A 17,600-nucleotide genomic window follows, 5' to 3' on the forward strand; every position below is an offset into this window, starting at 1 on the left:
CCAACCAACCAACCAACCAACCAACCAACCAACCAACCAACCAACCAACCAACCAACCAACCAACCAACCAACCAACTCGCCCCAGCCAATCCGTTATCGACATCCCAACCTGTGACTCTGTATTGATGGGCACCTGTGATAACAAGAGCACGCCCCATCACCTCCTCTCCCCTACCCGCAACGAATTACCCTGACGGGCAGATGTGAGCAGTCAACGCCATCTCAAGAGCTAAAGGTGTGATAAACAGGATAAGCGGAGCCTCGCTAACGCAATGCAGCAGAACTGCGACTGGCATACGTACAGGGCCAACCAACTGGCAGAGACAGAGCAATGATAATTCGCAGAGAAAACGGGAAAGATTGTCAGTGAAGAGAATTGTTGCGCCGATTGCTCAACCGACACATCAGCAGTTGCCAGGATGCAAAGATAAAAAAATGGCAGCCATCAGGCTGCCATCGGGAGAGCACGATTCAGCGATCAGAGGGTCGCAGCGACTTCATCGGAGATGGAGCCGTTGTGATACACCTCTTGTACGTCGTCCAGATCTTCCAGCATATCGATCAGACGCATCAGCTTGGGCGCGGTCTCGGCATCCAGCTCAGCTTCGGTGGAGGGGATCATGGTCACTTCGGCGCTCTGGGCCTTGAAGCCGGCAGCTTCCAGACCGTCCAGCACGGTACCGAAGTCGTTCGGGGTGGTGTACACCTCGATGGTGCCATCCTCTTCAGTGACCACGTCATCGGCGCCCGCTTCCAGCGCAGCATCCATCAGGGCATCTTCGTCTACGCCCACGAAGGTCAGCAGACCTTTCTTGCTGAACAGATAGGCGACGGAGCCGTCGGTACCCAGGTTGCCACCGCACTTGCTGAAGGCGTGGCGCACTTCGGCTACGGTACGGTTACGGTTATCGGTCAGGCACTCTACCATCACGGCAGAGCCAGCCGGGCCGTAACCTTCGTAAACGATGGTCTCGAGCTGTTCACCATCGCCACCACCAGCGCCACGCTGAATGGCACGGTTGATGGTGTCGCGGGTCATGTTGTTGGTCAGGGCGGCAGTCACCGCAGCACGCAGACGCGGGTTGTTGGCCGGATCGGCATCACCCAGACGCGCGGAGGTAGTGATTTCGCGGATCAACTTGGTGAAGATCTTGCCACGCTTGGCGTCCTGAGCGGCCTTGCGGTGTTTGATGTTGGCCCATTTACTGTGACCTGCCATAGAGACTCTCCGTTATTTTTTAAATGTCAGTAACACTGATCATGACTAACCCAAGGGAAACACAGAGGCCGCACGGCGGCGGCCTCCGGTGCCGGTATCGGCTTACTCGTCGCCCTTGACGGTGGTTGCAATCGCCAGCTCACCCAGTTGGGCGGCGTTGGCAAGGCTGGGGGCGTCTGTCATCAGACAGGCGGCCGCGGTCGTTTTCGGGAAGGCGATGACGTCCCGAATGTTTTCGGTGCCGGTCAGCAGCATGCTGAGACGGTCCAGACCGAAGGCCAGACCGGCGTGCGGCGGGGTGCCGTACTTCAGGGCATCCAGCAGGAAGCCGAACTTCAGGCGCTGCTCGGCCGGGGTGATACCCAGGATATCGAACACGGTGGATTGCATCTCGCTGTTGTGGATACGGACAGAGCCGCCACCCACTTCGTAGCCGTTGATCACCATGTCGTAGGCGTTGGCGTAAGCACCCACCGGGTTGGCTTTCAGCTCGGCCGGGCTCATGTTGCTCGGCGCGGTGAACGGGTGGTGCATGGCGGCCAGACCACCTTCACCATCTTCCTCGAACATCGGGAAGTCGATGACCCACAGCGGTTTCCAGCTGTTCTCCAGCAGGCCCAGATCGCGACCCACTTTCAGACGCAGGGCGCCCATGGCATCGCAGACCACTTTCTTGCTGTCAGCGCCAAAGAAGATGATGTCGCCGTCGGCAGCGCCGGTACGAGCCAGGATCTCGCGCACGATGGCGTCAGAGAGGAACTTGGCAACCGGAGACTGCACGCCTTCGATACCATTGGCGGCTTCGTTGACCTTCATCCAGGCCAGGCCCTTGGCACCGTAGATGCCGACAAACTTGGTGTATTCGTCGATCTGCTTGCGAGAGAGCTCGGCACCGCCCGGGACTTTCAGGGCAGCCACACGGCCTTTCGGATCGTTGGCGGGGCCCGCGAACACGGCGAACTCGACAGCAGTCAGCAGATCAGCCACATCAACCAGCTCCATTGGCAGACGCAGGTCCGGCTTGTCGGAGCCGTAGCGACGCATGGCTTCGTCAAAGGTCATGATCGGGAAGTCGCCCAGATCCACGTTCAGGATGTGCAGCCACAGTTTGCGGATCATCTCTTCCATCACTTCACGCACCTGCGGCGCGGTCATGAAGGAGGTCTCCACGTCGATCTGGGTGAATTCCGGCTGGCGGTCGGCACGCAGGTCTTCGTCACGGAAGCACTTGACGATCTGGTAGTAGCGATCGAAGCCGGACATCATCAGCAACTGCTTGAACAGCTGGGGTGATTGCGGCAGAGCGTAGAACTTGCCCTTGTGCACGCGGCTCGGCACCAGATAGTCACGGGCACCTTCCGGGGTGGCCTTGGTCAGCATCGGGGTCTCGATATCGAGGAAGCCGTGCTCGTCCATGAAGCGGCGTACGAAGGCGCTGGCCTTGGCACGGGTCTTCAGGTACTTGGCCATCTCGGGACGACGCAGATCCAGGTAGCGATACTTGAGGCTGATCTCTTCGCTGTTGACCTGATTGAAGTCCAGCGGCAGCGGCTCGGCACGGTTGATGATGTTGAGCTCGTGGGCGAACACTTCGATGGCGCCAGTGGCCATATCGCTGTTGCGCTGGGACTCGGGACGGGTGCGCACCACGCCGGTCACCTGGATGCAGAACTCGCCGCGCAGCTCGGAGGCCAGGGCGAACGCATCCGGCTTGTCCGGATCGAAGAACACCTGAACGATCCCTTCCCGGTCGCGCATATCGATAAAGATCAGACCGCCGAGATCACGACGACGATGAACCCAACCGCACAATGTAATGGTCTGCCCAGCATGGGCCTCATTGACCTGTCCGCAATAGATAGAGCGCATGGACTTCTTCCTTCGAAATTGTAGAGAGACGGTTAACCTTGGGCCGCCGGGCACGACTGGCAAGCACCGTCTGTCTCACAGCTGGCCAGATTCTTTTTCTTACCCGGTTTGAAATCAGTCTCGTACCATCCGGTTCCCTTGAGCCGGAAGCCTGCCGCCGATATCAGCTTGACCAGATTCGGCTTGCTACAGGCCGGACAGTCGGTCAGGGGGGCATCGGAAAGCTTTTGCAGTTTTGCCAATTCATGGCCACAGACGTCGCAACGATATTCGTAGATAGGCATGGGTCACAAGAAATTGAAAAACAAAAGGGCTGGCATTATAGAGGAAAACCCCCTTTTGGGTAAAATGGCCAGCAGCCTCCTTTCGCCAGTTTTTTGCACTCGATGGCAAAAAGCGGGCAAAAAATCGGCACGAATGCACCAAGAGCGAAGAGAATAACCATCATGAGCCTCTATTTGGGCCTGCCACAGTGGTCCCACCCCAGCTGGCCCGGCCAGTTGCTGGGCCTTGGCGCCAAGCCTGCCGAACACCTCGCCCACTACGCCACCGTGTTCAATTCGGTGGAGGGCAATACCACCTTCTACGCCCTGCCGACCCCCGATACGGTACAGCGCTGGGCCGATGCGGTGCCCGATCACTTTCGTTTCAACTTCAAGTTTCCGCAAACCATCAGCCACCAGAGCGATCTGGTGAGCGCAGACAAACAGGTTGCCGACTTTATTCGCCTGCTCGCCCCGCTGCACGACAAGCTGGGGCTGCTCACCCTGCAGCTGCCCGCCCGTTTCGGGCCAGAGGGGCTGGCCAGACTGGCGGCCTTTATCGAGCGGCTGCCACGGGCGTTTTGCTACGCCCTCGAGGTGCGTCACCCCGACTTTTTCGCCAAGGGGGAGGCCGAGCGGGCCTTGAACCGGCTGCTGATGGAACAGGGAGTGAACCGGGTGATGCTCGACAGCCGGCCACTCTTCTCGGTGCCAGCAACCACGCCAGCCCTTGTCGATGCCCAAGGCAAGAAGCCACGCCTGCCGGTACATCTGCTGGCCACCGCCAACGCCCCCATGGTGCGCTTTATCGGCCTGCCGGATCCGGCGGCCAATCACCCCTTCCTGCCCAGCTGGCTCCCCCACTGGCGCCAGTGGCTTTCCGAGGGCAAGGATCTCTACCTCTATATACATACTGCCGACAACGCCCAGGCACCTGAGCTGGCCCGCCAGATCACCCGCTTGCTGGAGCAGGAGATGGCCCCCTGGCCGGGGGAAAACGATCGCGCACGGCAGGGAGTGCTGCGCTTTTAGCCAACCCATTCTGCGGCCATCGTTTCGCTGCAAAAAAAGTGCTTTTTTGTGGCGTGGCAAGCCCTGGCGTCAAGACAAACGGCCATCAATCCTCTACACTACCGCCCCAAGTAAGGGTCCGGAACATGGCCCGTACGAACAGGACAGGTCCAAAGGATTTCACGACCAGCCACCCCGTTCGTAAACAGGTGATAAATCTACTCTGATGGGTGTCACCCAACGACTCAATTGAACAATACAGCCGGGTGATGTCCCGACTGTCAGGTTGCGCCAGCATGCATACCAAAGATCAAATTTTTGCCGCCCCGATCGCCCGATTGGGAGACTTCTGTTTTGACGAACAGGTCGTCGACGTTTTTCCCGATATGATCCAGCGCTCGGTGCCGGGTTACAGCAACATCATCTCTGCCATCGGCATGATGGCCGCCCGCTACGCCCAACCCGAGAGCCGACTCTATGATCTCGGCTGCTCACTGGGCGCCGCGACCCAGGCGATGCGTCGCCATGTCAGCCAGCCCGGCTGCCGCATCACCGCGGTGGATCTCTCCCATCCGATGATTGAGCGTGCCCGCGCCCACCTCTCCGGTTTCAAATCCGAGGTGCCGGTGGAGCTGGTAGAGGCGGATATCTGCGACATCGAGATCGAGAACGCCTCCGTGGTGGTGCTCAATTTCACCCTGCAATTTGTCGAGCCAGAGAAACGGGCCGCCCTGATCCAGCGCATTCACGATGGGCTGTGCCCGGGCGGGATCCTGATCCTGAGCGAAAAGTTCCGCTTCGAAGATGAACCGGTCAACGAGCTGCTCATCGATCTGCACCTCGACTTCAAGCGTGCCAATGGCTACAGCGAGCTGGAGATCAGCCAGAAACGCACCGCCCTTGAGAACGTGATGCGCACCGACAGCCTGCCGGTGCATCAGGCACGCCTGCGGGATGCCGGTTTCGTCCATCAGGATCTCTGGTTCCAGTGCTTTAACTTCGGCTCCATGATTGCCATCAAATCCAGCGACGCCCAGCCATGATCGACTTTGCCAATTTCTATCAACTGATTGCCAAAAACCGGCTGAGCCACTGGCTGCATACCCTGCCCGCCCAGCTGCACGCCTGGCAACATGACAACCAGCATGGCGACCTGCCGCGCTGGAACCGCGCCCTCAACAAGCTACCGGTGGTCTCCCCCGGCAACATCGAGCTGAAAAGCCGGGTCGAGATTGGCTCGGCCGAGAGCCTTGGCGAAGGTGAACGCAAGAAGGTCGAGAGCCTGCTGCGCCACTTCATGCCCTGGCGCAAGGGGCCGTTCACGGTGCACGGTATCCATATCGACACCGAGTGGCGCTCGGACTGGAAGTGGGATCGGGTGCTGCCCCATATCAGCCCGCTCGAAGGGCGTTACGTGCTGGATGTGGGTTGCGGCAGCGGTTACCACCTCTGGCGCATGGTGGGTGAAGGGGCCAAGCTGGCGGTCGGCATCGACCCTAGCCCGCTGTTCCTCTGCCAGTTCGAGGCCATTCGCCACTTCGCGGGCAATGATCAGCGCGCCCACCTGTTGCCGCTCGGTATTCAGGAGCTGCCGGAGCTGCGTGCCTTTGACACCGTCTTCTCCATGGGGGTGCTCTATCACCGCAAATCCCCCATCGAGCACATCGAGCAGCTGCGCAATCAATTGAAAGATGATGGCGAGCTGGTGCTGGAGACGCTAGTGATTGATGGCGGGGTCAACGACGTGCTGATACCCACCGATCGTTACGGCAAGATGCGCAACGTCTGGTTTATTCCCTCAAGCCGCGCCCTCAAGCTGTGGGTCGAGCGCTGCGGCTTCACCGACGTGCGGATAGTAGACGAGAATATGACCAGCACCGACGAACAGCGTCGTACCGACTGGATGATTAATGAATCCCTGAGTGACTATCTGGATCCAGACAATCCGGCACTCACGGTAGAAGGACACCCGGCGCCGAAACGTGCCGTACTGATTGCCCGCAAGGCCAAAGACTAGCCGATGGCGATTCAGGAAGTTACACTGACCCAATTCCAGGAAGCACAGTTAAATGAATGACATGAAAAGCAAATTAAAAGGAATGACCCTGCTCTCCCTGCTCAGTCTCGGCGGGTGTGTCAATATGGAAAAAGCGCCTCAGGTCCCTGCTCTGACGCTGGCCGAGCTTCGTAGCGAGCTGAGCCAGAGCGAGCAGCGCCTGCAAACATCCATGGAACAGCAACAGAAGCAGTATGTGCAGCAACAGCACCTGCTGGTTCAGCTCAACACAGATGTCACCAATATGAAAGAGTCCGTCAAGCAAGTAGACCACAAGCTCGCCACCCTCCCCTCCGAGCCGCCCAAGCCGATGGCCATCCCCACCGAGAAGTGCCCGGCCCCCAATCAGGGCCACACCATCGATGGCAAGCTGATGGTCGGTGAAGCGGAGTGGATCTGGGTTGATGCCGCCAACGACGCCTTCCAGGCGCGGGTCGATACCGGTGCGACCACCTCCTCCATCAGTGCCCAGGAGATCACCATTTTCGAACGCAATGGCAAAAACTGGGTGCGCTTCTTCCTGAGTCATCAGGATGTGGATGACAAGATCCAGATCGAAGCGCCGCTGGTACGCCATGTGCGGGTGCGTCAGGCCTCTGCCGACGATCTCGACCGCCGTCCGGTGGTCCGTCTGGCGGTACGGATTGGCGACATGACCGAGAAAGCCGAATTTACCCTGAAGGACCGCAGCGACATGACCTTCCCGGTGCTGCTGGGTCGCGAATTTTTGAAAGACATCGCCGTGGTTGATGTGGCCCGCGAATATATCCAACCCAAACCCAAGCTCAAGGATGTGAAATAATCCATGGTTTCCCGTAAGCCGTTCTATTTGCTGGTAGCCCTGCTGTACATTGTCGGCCTGGGGATGACGATCTATCACCATATCGCGTTGGATGTGCCGCTGACGCCCGGTGAAAAGCGCCAGATCTGGTCCATCGAAGCCAAGCTGGAGTTTGAGGCGACCGGTGAGCCGGTGATCGCCTCCCTGGCCATTCCGGGCACCCAGCCCGGTTTCACCCTGATGAACGAGAACGCCGCCAGCCCCGGCTACGGCCTCTCCTTTGTCGAGAAAGATGGCGATGCCCGCGCCGAGTGGTCCATCCGCACCGCCTCCGGCCGTCAGGAGCTCTACTACCGCGTCGACATGATGGCAGATGCCCATGCCAAACCGGCCGCCAATCCGCAGCCGCCTGCCATCGAGAAGCAGATCGAGAGCGAGCCCTACGCCACCGCCATGAAGCAGATCCTGGAACGTGCCCAGGAGCGCTCCGCCGACGGCTACACCCTGACTCGCGAGATCATCAAGGAGATCGAGAAGCAGGAGCAGAACGCCGAGCTGCTGAAAAAGCACAAGAGCCGTGCCAACCTGATCGCCGAGCTGCTCAACAATGCTGACGTCCCCACCCGCGTGGTGCATGCTCTGAATCTGGAAGATGGCCGCCGTCGTCAGGAGCTGGTGGATTACCTGCAGGTATTCAACAGCCCGACCGACTACAAGCTGTTCAACCCGCAAACCGGTGAACAGGGCCGTCCGGCCAACCTGCTGCTGTGGGAGTACAACTCCGGCGCCCTGCTGGATGTGACCGGTGGTCACAACTCCCGTGTCAGCTTCTCGATGATCGAGCAGGAGCAGCCGGTCAGCGTGGCGCTGGCCCAGAAGTTTGAAAAATCAGAGATGATGAACTTCTCTATCCACAGCCTGCCGCTGGAAGAGCAGACCCTGTTCAAGGGCTTGCTGCTGATCCCGATCGGCGTGCTGATGGTGGTGTTCTTGCGCGTGATTGTCGGCATCAAGACCTCCGGTACCTTTATGCCGGTGCTGATCGCCGTCGCCTTTATCCAGACCCAGCTGATCACCGGTCTGGTGGGCTTCCTGCTGATCGTCGGCACAGGTCTGGTGATCCGCTCCTATCTGTCACGGCTCAACCTGCTGCTGGTCGCCCGAATATCGGCCATCATCATCATGGTGATCTCGATGATCGGTATCTTCTCTGCCTTTGCCTTCAAGCTGGGGCTGACCGACGGTATGAAGATCACCTTCTTCCCGATGATCATCCTCTCCTGGACCATCGAGCGGATGTCCATCCTGTGGGAAGAAGAGGGCCCGAAAGAGGTGTTCCGTCAGGGCGGTGGCTCCCTGCTGGTGGCCATCATCGCCTATCTGGCCATGGACAACGAACTGATCCGTCACCTCACCTTCAACTTCCTCGGCCTGCAGCTGGTACTGATGGCGACCGTGTTGTTGATGGGTAACTACACCGGCTACAAGCTGAGCGAGCTGAAGCGCTTCAAGCCGCTGGTGGACGAGATCAAGTCTGGCGCCACCCCGGGTAAGGACAAGTAACAGATGTGGTTCTGGGAAAAGTACACTACTCCGTGGAGCCTGTCGCAGGCAGGCATCCTCGGTATGAACAAGCGCAACCACTCCTACATCAGCCGCTACAATCCGCGCAGCCTCTATCCGCTGGTGGATGACAAGCTGCAGACCAAGCAAATTGCGCTGGATGCAGGCGTGACGGTGCCTGAGCTGATCGGCACCATCCGTGCCCAGCACGATGTAGGTCGCATCACCGAGCTGGTAAAAGATTGGCCGGGCTTCTGCATCAAGCCGGCCCGTGGCTCTGGCGGCAAGGGGATCCTGGTGATCCTCCGTCAGGAAGATGGTCTCTTCTACAAACCCAACGGCAGCGCCTGCAACGGCCAGGATCTGGAGCGCCATGTCTCCAACATTCTGGCGGGGCTCTATTCGCTTGGTGGCAAGCCAGACGTAGCGCTGGTCGAAGGCCTTATCAACTTCGATGACGTATTCGACGGCTACTCGTTCGAAGGGGTGCCCGATGCCCGGGTGATCATCTTCAAAGGCTTCCCGGTGATGGCGATGATGCGCCTCTCCACCTCGGCCTCCGATGGCAAGGCGAACCTGCACCAGGGCGCCGTTGGGGTGGGTCTGTGCCTGCGTACCGGCCGCGCGCTGCGGGCGGTGCAGTTTGGCAATCCGCTGCGCCACCATCCGGATACCGGCCTCGACCTCTATGAGCTCAAGGTACCCCACTGGGATACCCTGCTCACCCTGGCCGCCTCCTGTTACGAGATGTCTGGTCTGGGCTATATCGGTACCGATATGGTGCTGGACAAGTTCCGCGGCCCCATGCTGCTGGAGCTCAACGCCCGCCCGGGTCTGGCCATTCAAATCGCCAACGGTCGTGGCCTGGTGCCCAACCTCAAGACCATCGAGAAGCTGGGACAGGTCAAGATGAGCGTGGCGCAGCGGGTCAACTTTGCCAAAGAACACTTCGGTATCTTTGACGAGTAGTCCCGCCCCCCATGTCAAAAGCGCGCCAAAGGGCGCGCTTTTTTATGACTGCCGTTTATCGGCGCGCTGCCGGCAACGACAATCCTGCCGAGCAATGGGACAGAACCAGACAGCCAAACAACGGCCATAAAAAAACCGATGCCTGGGCATCGGTTTTTCACTATCCGGCACGCAGACCCGATTACAGGGAAGCGGCGTTCTCGGACAGATACTTGGCAACGCCATCCGGGGAGGCGGTCATGCCTTTCTTGCCTTTCTCCCACTGAGCCGGGCACACTTCGCCGTGCTCTTCGTGGAACTGCAGGGCATCCACCATGCGCAGCATCTCGTCGATGTTGCGACCCAGCGGCAGATCGTTGACTACCTGGTGACGAACAACACCGTTTTTGTCGATCAGGAAGGAGCCACGGAACGCCACACCGGCTTCCGGGTGCTCGACATCATAGGCTTTGCAGATCTCGTGCTTGATGTCGGCAACCAAGGGGTACTTGACTGGGCCGATGCCGCCGTCTTCGATCTTGGTGTTGCGCCAGGCGTTGTGAGAGAACTCGGAATCGATGGAAACACCGATCACTTCCACGCCACGCTTGTTGAACTCTTCCAGACGGTGATCGAAGGCAATCAGCTCGGACGGGCAGACGAAGGTGAAGTCGAGCGGATAGAAGAACAGGACGGCTGCCTTGCCTTTGATGTGGGATGAGAGGGTGAACGAATCAACGATCTCGCCATTACCCAGAACGGCTGCGGCGGTAAAATCGGGTGCGGGACGGCCTACCAATACCATATTCAATTCCTCTTTAAGTGAAGTGAACAATCCAGTCAGGATTGGGCTACCAAGAGCCTAGTCCGTCTAATTCAAGCGACAAACTATAGACCCGGTGGTAGATTAGTTAAATCAAATTAAATAGATAGCATTAATCGGATTTTCCTATGCAACGTTGGCCCAGCCTCAAACAGCTGCAATATCTGGTCGCTCTCGACGAGCACAAGAACTTCAACCGCGCCGCCAAGGCCTGTCATGTCAGCCAGTCGACCCTGAGTACCGGGATCCAGACGCTGGAAGAGATGATGAACCTGCAACTGGTGGAGCGGGACCACAAGAGCTTCATTATGACCCCGGTCGGCATGGAAATCGTCGAGCGCGCTCGCAATTTGCTCTCCGATGCGCGAGATCTGATGGAACTAGGTCAACACCAGGGTGGTGTGATGCAGGGGACCGTGCGTCTGGGCTGTATTCCCACCATCGCCCCCTTCCTGCTCAGCAAACTGCTGAAAGTATGCAGCAAAACCTATCCTGACCTCGAATTGTTACTGCGGGAAGACACCACCAGCAATCTGCTCAAGCAGCTGGAACAAGGTCAGCTCGACTTGCTGATCCTCGCTCTCCCCATCGAGATCGGTGGTTTTCACTGCAAGACCGTCGGCCAGGATCCGTTCCACATGGTGATGCCCGCCAGCATGGCGGCCGGTCTGCACACCCCGTTCGACTACAAGGAGCTGCCAAACCAAAGCATCTTCCTGCTGGAGCGGGAGCACTGCCTCACCGAGCACGCAGTGAGCGCTTGCCGTCTGCGGGACAAGAGCAAGATCAATCCCTTTGCCGCCACCAGCCTGCACACTCTGGTGCAGATGGTCGAGGCGGGACTTGGCACTACCTTCCTGCCTCAGATGGCCATCGACGCCGGCATTCTTGCCAATTCGGATCTGGTCGCCATTCCCCTGCCGGGGGAAAAATCCTATCGCGAGATCGGCATGGTTTGGCGTCCCAGTACCACCCGGGTGCAAACCTTCTATAAGCTGGCCGAATTGCTTACCCCACTGATCAATCCCGCCCACTGACCCCGAATGCCAGCCGCAGGCTGGCGTTTTTCGCTCACTTGCCGCATTTTCTCCTTTCGGGACTAGGTATCAAGCCAGATCCCTGTTTATGATGGAAAAGTTGTCACGCCACTGGCGGCCGTCACCATATTCTGTCCGGGGTGGCGGTTAACAGACGTATCTATTGGTAGACCCCGTTGTGGAGAGCTCTCCGATGTACCGCAAGCTGATGCTATCCCTGCTGACCCTGCTGCTGGCCGCCTGCTCCAGCACGCCAGAGCCACCGCCGCCCCGCCAGCAGAGCAGTGCCTTTGACGGTTTCTACCAGCAGTGGCGTGGCGTCCCCTACCGGATGGGCGGCACCAACCGCGCCGGACTCGACTGCTCCGCCTTCACCCAGCTCGCCTACAATCAGGTGCTGGGAGTCAACTTGCCAAGAACCACCGAATCCCAGGCCAGTATCGGCAAACCGGTGGATCGCTACCGGCTGCAACACGGGGATCTGGTCTTCTTCAAAACCGGCTGGCAGCAGTACCATGTGGGGGTCTATACCGGTGCCGGCGAGTTTATCCACGCCTCCACGAGCAAGGGTGTAATCCGTTCGAGACTCGACAATGTCTACTGGAACAGCCGCTATTGGCAAGCCCGTCGGGTAACCCAGTAAAGGTTCAAACACCTGCCCGTTATACTGCTGGACTCCGTCAATCCCGGTCGCCAGGTCGAGATAATCCCCTGCACTGAAAACTCAATTGGCCCCAAAACCTGCCTTTCATACCATTTTGTGATAAGGTGGTGGCCAATTTTTAGCACTTTCGCGCTTTTCTCATACGCTATCTGTCCTGATTGACAATAAGCGAAGCAGCGAAAGTGGCTGTGACAGCACTGCCGGACGGGTGGCTCACAGCAGCAGTATCAAGGGTTAAATAGATAAGGAGATCATCCAATGAAACAGTATCAAAACTGGCTGGGGCAATACCTGATGAGTCGCCGTGACGGCGACCACGCCATGGCATGCGAGATGGCGAGTTCCATCTGCGAGTTCTGGCAACAACAGGGAGATGAAACCGAACTGGACAAGTGGCAGCAGATTTACCAGAACCATCTGGAAAAGACCACCTGATCCCGACCGTCACCTTGCTGCCAGCCATCTGTTGGCAGCAAGGCTGCCCCCTATTGCTTCGCGCATAGCCAGTTCCCGCATAACGCCCTTTTGCATGTCCCCCTCTACCATTTCTTGAGTCCATGACAGTGCTCATCCAGAACCAAGTGTCGAGCTCGTCGATGCAACCGGACACAACAGGGTTCCCCACCCTGTTTCCCCGGGTTTCATCCAAACCAACCGCGTCCTCACGGCGGGTTTTCTGTTTTGAGAACAAGGGGATGGGCAGTTCTGTCGCAATCCATGGCGACAATTTCCCCAAGTTGGTCAGTTTGTGCTAAAATGGCGCTCATTTTTTGACATCTCGCGTCACGTTCGCCGCCAGATTGCCCATCGTGCTCTCTGCCCGGGTCGTGACTTTGCACCATCATGCCTGATGATGTTCCCCCCAAGATGAGCCGACAGGCTCCCGTCAAGGTGGGCACCCTCAAGGGCACATGAGATAAGGAGATCGGGTAATGAAACAATATCAAAGCTGGCTGGGAGATTATCTGATGAGTCGACGTGACGGAGATCACGCGATGGCTTCGGAACTTGCCAACACCATCTGCGCCTTCTGGAAGGCCCGGGGTGATGAAGCAGAAACCAGCAAATGGCAGCAACGCTATCAGCAACACGTAGAGCAGGCGCAATAAGCCCCTGCACTCTTTCGCGATAAAAAAACCGGCGCACATGGCGCCGGTTTTGCGTTTCTGGCAAGCAGCAGATTACATCTGGTCGATCATGTCCTGAGCAAACTGGGAGCAGGAACGCAGGGTGGCCCCTTCCATCAGACGCTCGAAGTCATAGGTGACGGTCTTGTTGCGGATCGCAGCTTCCATCCCCTTGATGATGAGATCGGCCGCTTCAACCCAGCCCATGTGGCGCAGCATCATCTCGGCGGAGAGGATCAGGGAGCCCGGGTTGACCTTGTCCTGACCGGCATATTTCGGTGCAGTACCGTGAGTTGCCTCGAACAGGGCCACGCCGTCGCCGATGTTGGCACCCGGTGCGATGCCGATACCGCCTACCTGAGCAGCCAGCGCATCGGAGATGTAGTCACCGTTGAGGTTCATACAGGCGATGACGTCATACTCGGCCGGACGCAGCAGGATCTGCTGCAGGAAGGCGTCGGCGATGACATCCTTGATGACGATGGTTTTGCCGGTTTTCGGGTTCTTGAAGGAGCACCAGGGGCCGCCGTCGATCAGCTGGGCACCGTACTCGTTCTGGGCCAGAGCATAGCCCCAATCCTTGAAGGCACCTTCGGTGAACTTCATGATGTTGCCCTTGTGCACCAGGGTCACTGAGTCGCGATCGTTATCGATGGCATACTCGATAGCGGCACGTACCAGACGCTCGGTACCGGCTTTGGACATCGGCTTGATGCCGATCCCGCAGGACTCCGGGAAGCGAATTTTCTTCACGCCCATCTCGTTTTGCAGGAAGGCGATCACCTTGTTCGCTTCGGCGCTGTCAGCCTTCCACTCGATACCGGCGTAGATGTCTTCGGCGTTTTCGCGGAAGATCACCATGTCGGTCAGATCAGGACGCTTCACCGGACTCGGGGTGCCATCGTAGTAACGTACCGGGCGCAGGCAGATGTAGAGATCCAGCTCCTGACGCAGGGCCACGTTGAGAGAGCGGATACCGCCGCCGACCGGCGTGGTCAGCGGGCCCTTGATGGCCACGCAGTATTCGCGAATGAAATCCAGGGTTTCGGCCGGCAGCCAGGCACCTTCACCATAAACATGAGTCGATTTCTCGCCGGTGTAGATCTCCATCCAGGCGATCTTGCGCTCGCCCTTGTAGGCTTTCTCGACCGCAGCATTCACCACATTCAACATGGCTGGGGTCACGTCAACACCGATGCCATCCCCTTCGATAAACGGAATGATCGGATGGTTGGGAACCTGCAGCTTGCCGTTAGCATCGACTGTGATTTTCTGGCCCTGGGTCGGGATAACTACTTTGCTTTCCATCGGCATCTCCTAACTTCCGTTTGTTATCAACTTGTTTGTTGCGCGCGGCCATCTTAGCCCATTCATTTTCATAATAAAACGACAAGAAAGCATGTCAGACCAAAGAGGTAGCCACCCGCCAGTGCGCCGTCACAACGCCTTGCCGACCCCGCCCCGTTATGCCTCCAGCTCGCTGGCCGTCGCCTGCGGCTGACTCAGGGAACGGTACTGGGAAGGGGTCAAGCCGGTCTTCTGTTTGAACACACGGCAGAAGTAGTTCACGTCGGTAAACCCGCAGCGATTGGCGACCTCTTCGAGACGGAAGCGATACTTTTTCAGCATGAACTTGGCCCGCTCCAGCCGCACCCAGCTGATGTAGTCCGCCAGCCGCATGTGCCCCTGCTGGCGGAACAGACGTGAGAGGTGGCTGGGGGAGAGATTGAAGCGGGCGGCGATGCATTCGCGACTGATGGGGCGGTGGAAATTTTCCTGAATGTAGATGCAGATGCCGTGAAAAAGATCGGAGCCACGAGGACGACCGCTCTCCGACTCCACCAGCAACTGCCGTGAATAACTTAGCAGCGCCTGCAGCAGGTGATTGTCCATCGGTGCCCTTATCGGCTCCTGCGCAAGGGTGTTGAGGGAGAGCAGTATATGATCGAGCGCCCGTCCGGCACCGGCCTGAATACTGTGCTTCTGCACATCGAAGAAGCCGGTGTCTCCCTTGTGCTTGCTCACCAGACTGAACCCTATCTGACGCTTGCCGAACAACAGGCTGAGCACGGAACAGTCATTGTCCCAATCCGGCTTGTTCCAGCCGTTGGGGGGAATGTACATCGCCTCCCGCGGCCCCATCTGTACCGACTGCACATCCCCTTCCGGGGACCAGATCTGGTTGAGATAGTGGCCACTGAATACCAGCTCGAGACGCGGAAAATTGACCTGATAACTGAAGCAGGGAGGCACCCCTTTGTCAGAGGCAAACAACACCTTCTCAAAGCCTCCCCCCTCACTTAGAAAGCCGTCCAACAGCTGGGTAAAGATGATACTCATGAATGATCCTGATCAAGATGCAGAGAGCAACCGATTGCGGTGCGCTGCCCCTGCCATGCTATAGTCCGCGCCAGACTGAAATTCCCAAAAAATCGTTCTGATACAAGGAGCCATCCATGAGCTACCCGCCGTTTTTTCTAATGTGCAACCCGATCCAGGATTATGTCTGGGGCAGTCGTGACTCCCTGACCACGCTGTTTGGCATCAAAAATCCCGAAGGCAAACCACAAGCTGAACTGTGGATGGGCGCTCACCCCAATGGCTGCTCCGAAGTGACCCTGGCAGGCGAGACCGTGAAGCTTTCCAGCCTGATTGACGCCAACCCCGTCGCCATGCTGGGCGAAGCTACCCAGGCTCGTTTCGGCTCACTCCCCTTCCTGTTCAAGGTGCTCTGCGCCGAGCAAGCCCTCTCCATTCAGGTACATCCGAGCAAGGCACAGGCCGAAGCCGGTTTTGCCAGAGAAGAGGCCGCAGGCATCGATATCAAGGCGAGCAACCGCAACTACAAGGATCCGAACCACAAGCCGGAGCTGGTCTTTGCCCTCACCCGCTATCAGGCGATGAACGGCTTTCGCGCCATCCCGGCCATCCTGGCCCTGTTCGATCGCATGGCGCTGCCCGCCCTGGTCGACCTGACCGCGGCGCTTCGCCAGTCACAGGATGAAGCTGGCCTGCGGCACTTCTTCCACCAGTTGCTGATCCTCAGCGGTGATCGCAAGGACGAGGCGCTGGCTCGCCTGCTGGCCTATGCCGCCGCCCATCAGGATGAAGAGACTTTCGCCACCATCAGCAAGCTGGCCAACCAGTACCCGGGGGATGTGGGGCTCTTCTCGCCGTTGCTGCTCAACGTGGTGACACTTGAGCCGGGTCAGGCGATGTTCCTCGATGCCCAGACCCCCCACGCCTACATCCACGGCACTGGCCTCGAGATCATGGCCAACTCGGACAACGTGCTGCGTGCCGGTTTGACCCCCAAATACATGGATGTGCCGGAGCTGCTGGCCTGCACCCGCTGTGTCGCCAAACCGGACGACCAGATCCTGCTCACCCCTCGCATGGAAGGCACAGTACAGCACTTCGACGTGCCGGTACCGGATTTCACCTTCAGCGTATATGGCGCAGGCGAACATGCCCTCACCACCGGCAATGCCGAGATCCTGTTCGCCATCGATGGGCCCATCACCCTCATTGGCCAGGATGGTGAGCGTCTGACATTGACCATAGGGCAATCTGCATTTGTACCCGCCAGCACCGGCGATTATCGCGTGACGGCTGAAGGGCGTTTTGCCCACGCCAGCAACCGCTGATCCTGGTGGGCCATCGGCTCATCACCCTCTGTTCAAAGGGCCCAGCAGGGCCCTTTTTTTTCAGCTCATCTGACCATGTAGAGCCCGGTACGACTCACAAAATCGGTCATTTAACTCAACATCGAAGAATAACACGCTGAATTATAATGATTAATATCATTTAGCCTCCCTGGTCACGCCACCCTGCAGTTATGCGAGCCAGCTCACACCCTTCCCTACACGTCATAAAAATCCAGTTAATGCCATTTTTTTCCTCTGTCCCAGGATATTAATCAACGAAATAATAGAAACAGTTAATTTACAGGCAGCAGGAAAAACATTTAAGAGCATTTATATATTCCAGATGTAACACAGCTCAGCCACTTATTTCATAAGTGTAAGGGGCGATTTTTTAAATCAGGCTATAGGTGCCTGTTATTTTCCTGCACATTTATTTTTCCGCCTGTATGGCCAGAACGTTTTCACTATCCATTTTATCTGGCTGATATTCCCCCCGTCACCCTCTATATCCAGTGACAGTCGGGGTAATACATGCAGATGGCTCTCTCATCCGGCAGATATTCATTGGCTGGCCCGGCGTTCTGCATTATC

General features: G+C 57.9%; 17 protein-coding genes. 11 read left to right on the top strand and 6 right to left on the bottom strand.

The window, feature by feature from the left end; genetic code table 11:
• Positions 1-479: 479 nt before the first annotated feature.
• The 3 genes from G5193_RS05300 to G5193_RS05310 form a co-directional block, all read right to left on the bottom strand.
• Positions 480-1,220, bottom strand: coding sequence for a YebC/PmpR family DNA-binding transcriptional regulator (locus G5193_RS05300; RefSeq protein ID WP_005337681.1), 741 nt, complete (start codon positions 1,218-1,220; stop codon positions 480-482).
• Positions 1,221-1,322: 102 nt separating this feature from the next.
• Entirely contained in the window at positions 1,323-3,089 is a 1,767-nt protein-coding gene (gene aspS / locus G5193_RS05305; protein ID WP_005337684.1) for an aspartate--tRNA ligase, read from the bottom strand.
• A gap of 32 nt (positions 3,090-3,121) precedes the next feature.
• Positions 3,122-3,373 (bottom strand): FmdB family zinc ribbon protein, encoded by a 252-nt coding sequence (locus G5193_RS05310; RefSeq protein ID WP_005337686.1) that lies wholly within the window; start codon positions 3,371-3,373, stop codon positions 3,122-3,124.
• A 162-nt stretch (positions 3,374-3,535) separates the two neighbouring features.
• Between G5193_RS05310 and G5193_RS05315 the strand changes: the two genes are divergently transcribed.
• From G5193_RS05315 to G5193_RS05340, 6 genes are all read left to right on the top strand, one after another.
• A complete protein-coding gene (locus tag G5193_RS05315; protein ID WP_421205259.1) occupies positions 3,536-4,384 on the top strand; it encodes a DUF72 domain-containing protein in 849 nt (282 codons plus the stop codon).
• A gap of 275 nt (positions 4,385-4,659) precedes the next feature.
• Entirely contained in the window at positions 4,660-5,406 is a 747-nt protein-coding gene (gene cmoA, locus G5193_RS05320; protein WP_421205261.1) for a carboxy-S-adenosyl-L-methionine synthase CmoA, read from the top strand.
• Entirely contained in the window at positions 5,403-6,380 is a 978-nt protein-coding gene (gene cmoB / locus G5193_RS05325) for a tRNA 5-methoxyuridine(34)/uridine 5-oxyacetic acid(34) synthase CmoB (RefSeq protein WP_421205262.1), read from the top strand. Before cmoA ends, cmoB begins: the two co-directional genes overlap by 4 nt.
• Before the next feature lie 52 nt (positions 6,381-6,432).
• Positions 6,433-7,221 carry an ATP-dependent zinc protease gene (locus G5193_RS05330; RefSeq protein WP_040067873.1) on the top strand — a complete coding sequence of 263 codons (789 nt, stop codon included), beginning with the start codon at positions 6,433-6,435 and terminating at the stop codon, positions 7,219-7,221.
• 3 nt (positions 7,222-7,224) lie between these two features.
• A complete protein-coding gene (locus G5193_RS05335) occupies positions 7,225-8,763 on the top strand; it encodes an inactive transglutaminase family protein (protein WP_216953263.1) in 1,539 nt (512 codons plus the stop codon).
• Between the two features lie 3 nt (positions 8,764-8,766).
• Complete coding sequence (locus G5193_RS05340; RefSeq protein WP_216953262.1) at positions 8,767-9,732, top strand: alpha-L-glutamate ligase-like protein; 966 nt, start codon at positions 8,767-8,769, stop codon at positions 9,730-9,732.
• A 181-nt stretch (positions 9,733-9,913) separates the two neighbouring features.
• Here the strand turns inward: G5193_RS05340 and G5193_RS05345 are convergent, their stop codons facing one another.
• Positions 9,914-10,516, bottom strand: coding sequence for a peroxiredoxin C (locus G5193_RS05345; protein ID WP_216953261.1), 603 nt, complete (start codon positions 10,514-10,516; stop codon positions 9,914-9,916).
• 146 nt (positions 10,517-10,662) lie between these two features.
• On the opposite strand from G5193_RS05345, the gene G5193_RS05350 reads away from it, so the two are divergent.
• From G5193_RS05350 to G5193_RS05365, 4 genes are all read left to right on the top strand, one after another.
• Positions 10,663-11,571, top strand: a complete 909-nt coding sequence (locus tag G5193_RS05350) for a hydrogen peroxide-inducible genes activator (RefSeq protein WP_216953260.1) — start codon at positions 10,663-10,665, stop codon at positions 11,569-11,571.
• A 193-nt stretch (positions 11,572-11,764) separates the two neighbouring features.
• Positions 11,765-12,214 (top strand): C40 family peptidase, encoded by a 450-nt coding sequence (locus G5193_RS05355; protein ID WP_216953259.1) that lies wholly within the window; start codon positions 11,765-11,767, stop codon positions 12,212-12,214.
• 279 nt (positions 12,215-12,493) lie between these two features.
• Positions 12,494-12,670 carry a hypothetical protein gene (locus G5193_RS05360; protein ID WP_005347176.1) on the top strand — a complete coding sequence of 59 codons (177 nt, stop codon included), beginning with the start codon at positions 12,494-12,496 and terminating at the stop codon, positions 12,668-12,670.
• 497 nt (positions 12,671-13,167) lie between these two features.
• Entirely contained in the window at positions 13,168-13,344 is a 177-nt protein-coding gene (locus G5193_RS05365) for a hypothetical protein (protein WP_216978432.1), read from the top strand.
• Positions 13,345-13,416: 72 nt separating this feature from the next.
• Here G5193_RS05365 and icd read toward each other — a convergent pair whose 3' ends face one another.
• Both icd and G5193_RS05375 read right to left on the bottom strand, forming a co-directional pair.
• The gene (icd, locus tag G5193_RS05370; protein ID WP_005347179.1) at positions 13,417-14,670 is read right to left on the bottom strand and encodes an NADP-dependent isocitrate dehydrogenase; all 1,254 of its coding nucleotides are present in this window, start codon (positions 14,668-14,670) and stop codon (positions 13,417-13,419) included.
• A 156-nt stretch (positions 14,671-14,826) separates the two neighbouring features.
• On the bottom strand, positions 14,827-15,702 hold the full coding sequence (locus G5193_RS05375; protein WP_216978431.1) for an AraC family transcriptional regulator: 876 nt from the start codon (positions 15,700-15,702) through the stop codon (positions 14,827-14,829).
• A 116-nt stretch (positions 15,703-15,818) separates the two neighbouring features.
• Between G5193_RS05375 and manA the strand changes: the two genes are divergently transcribed.
• Positions 15,819-17,009: a mannose-6-phosphate isomerase, class I gene (gene manA, locus G5193_RS05380; RefSeq protein ID WP_421205265.1), complete on the top strand. Its 1,191-nt coding sequence runs from the start codon at positions 15,819-15,821 to the stop codon at positions 17,007-17,009.
• The last annotated feature ends 591 nt before the right edge of the window (positions 17,010-17,600 follow it).

Source organism: Aeromonas sp. 601027 (assembly GCF_049174455.1).
Lineage (GTDB): Bacteria > Pseudomonadota > Gammaproteobacteria > Enterobacterales > Aeromonadaceae > Aeromonas > Aeromonas veronii_A.

Bases quoted from the DNA above. Each gene is read 5' to 3' on its own strand.
- G5193_RS05350 (WP_216953260.1), top strand. From the start codon at position 10,663: ATGCAACGTTGGCCCAGCCTCAAACAGCTGCAATATCTGGTCGCTCTC.
- cmoA (WP_421205261.1), top strand. From the start codon at position 4,660: ATGCATACCAAAGATCAAATTTTTGCCGCCCCGATCGCCCGATTGGGA.
- G5193_RS05300 (WP_005337681.1), bottom strand. From the start codon at position 1,220: ATGGCAGGTCACAGTAAATGGGCCAACATCAAACACCGCAAGGCCGCT.
- G5193_RS05330 (WP_040067873.1), top strand. From the start codon at position 6,433: ATGAATGACATGAAAAGCAAATTAAAAGGAATGACCCTGCTCTCCCTG.
- G5193_RS05355 (WP_216953259.1), top strand. From the start codon at position 11,765: ATGTACCGCAAGCTGATGCTATCCCTGCTGACCCTGCTGCTGGCCGCC.
- G5193_RS05310 (WP_005337686.1), bottom strand. From the start codon at position 3,373: ATGCCTATCTACGAATATCGTTGCGACGTCTGTGGCCATGAATTGGCA.
- G5193_RS05335 (WP_216953263.1), top strand. From the start codon at position 7,225: ATGGTTTCCCGTAAGCCGTTCTATTTGCTGGTAGCCCTGCTGTACATT.
- G5193_RS05345 (WP_216953261.1), bottom strand. From the start codon at position 10,516: ATGGTATTGGTAGGCCGTCCCGCACCCGATTTTACCGCCGCAGCCGTT.
- G5193_RS05340 (WP_216953262.1), top strand. From the start codon at position 8,767: ATGTGGTTCTGGGAAAAGTACACTACTCCGTGGAGCCTGTCGCAGGCA.
- G5193_RS05360 (WP_005347176.1), top strand. From the start codon at position 12,494: ATGAAACAGTATCAAAACTGGCTGGGGCAATACCTGATGAGTCGCCGT.
- icd (WP_005347179.1), bottom strand. From the start codon at position 14,670: ATGGAAAGCAAAGTAGTTATCCCGACCCAGGGCCAGAAAATCACAGTC.
- aspS (WP_005337684.1), bottom strand. From the start codon at position 3,089: ATGCGCTCTATCTATTGCGGACAGGTCAATGAGGCCCATGCTGGGCAG.
- G5193_RS05365 (WP_216978432.1), top strand. From the start codon at position 13,168: ATGAAACAATATCAAAGCTGGCTGGGAGATTATCTGATGAGTCGACGT.
- G5193_RS05315 (WP_421205259.1), top strand. From the start codon at position 3,536: ATGAGCCTCTATTTGGGCCTGCCACAGTGGTCCCACCCCAGCTGGCCC.
- manA (WP_421205265.1), top strand. From the start codon at position 15,819: ATGAGCTACCCGCCGTTTTTTCTAATGTGCAACCCGATCCAGGATTAT.
- G5193_RS05375 (WP_216978431.1), bottom strand. From the start codon at position 15,702: ATGAGTATCATCTTTACCCAGCTGTTGGACGGCTTTCTAAGTGAGGGG.
- cmoB (WP_421205262.1), top strand. From the start codon at position 5,403: ATGATCGACTTTGCCAATTTCTATCAACTGATTGCCAAAAACCGGCTG.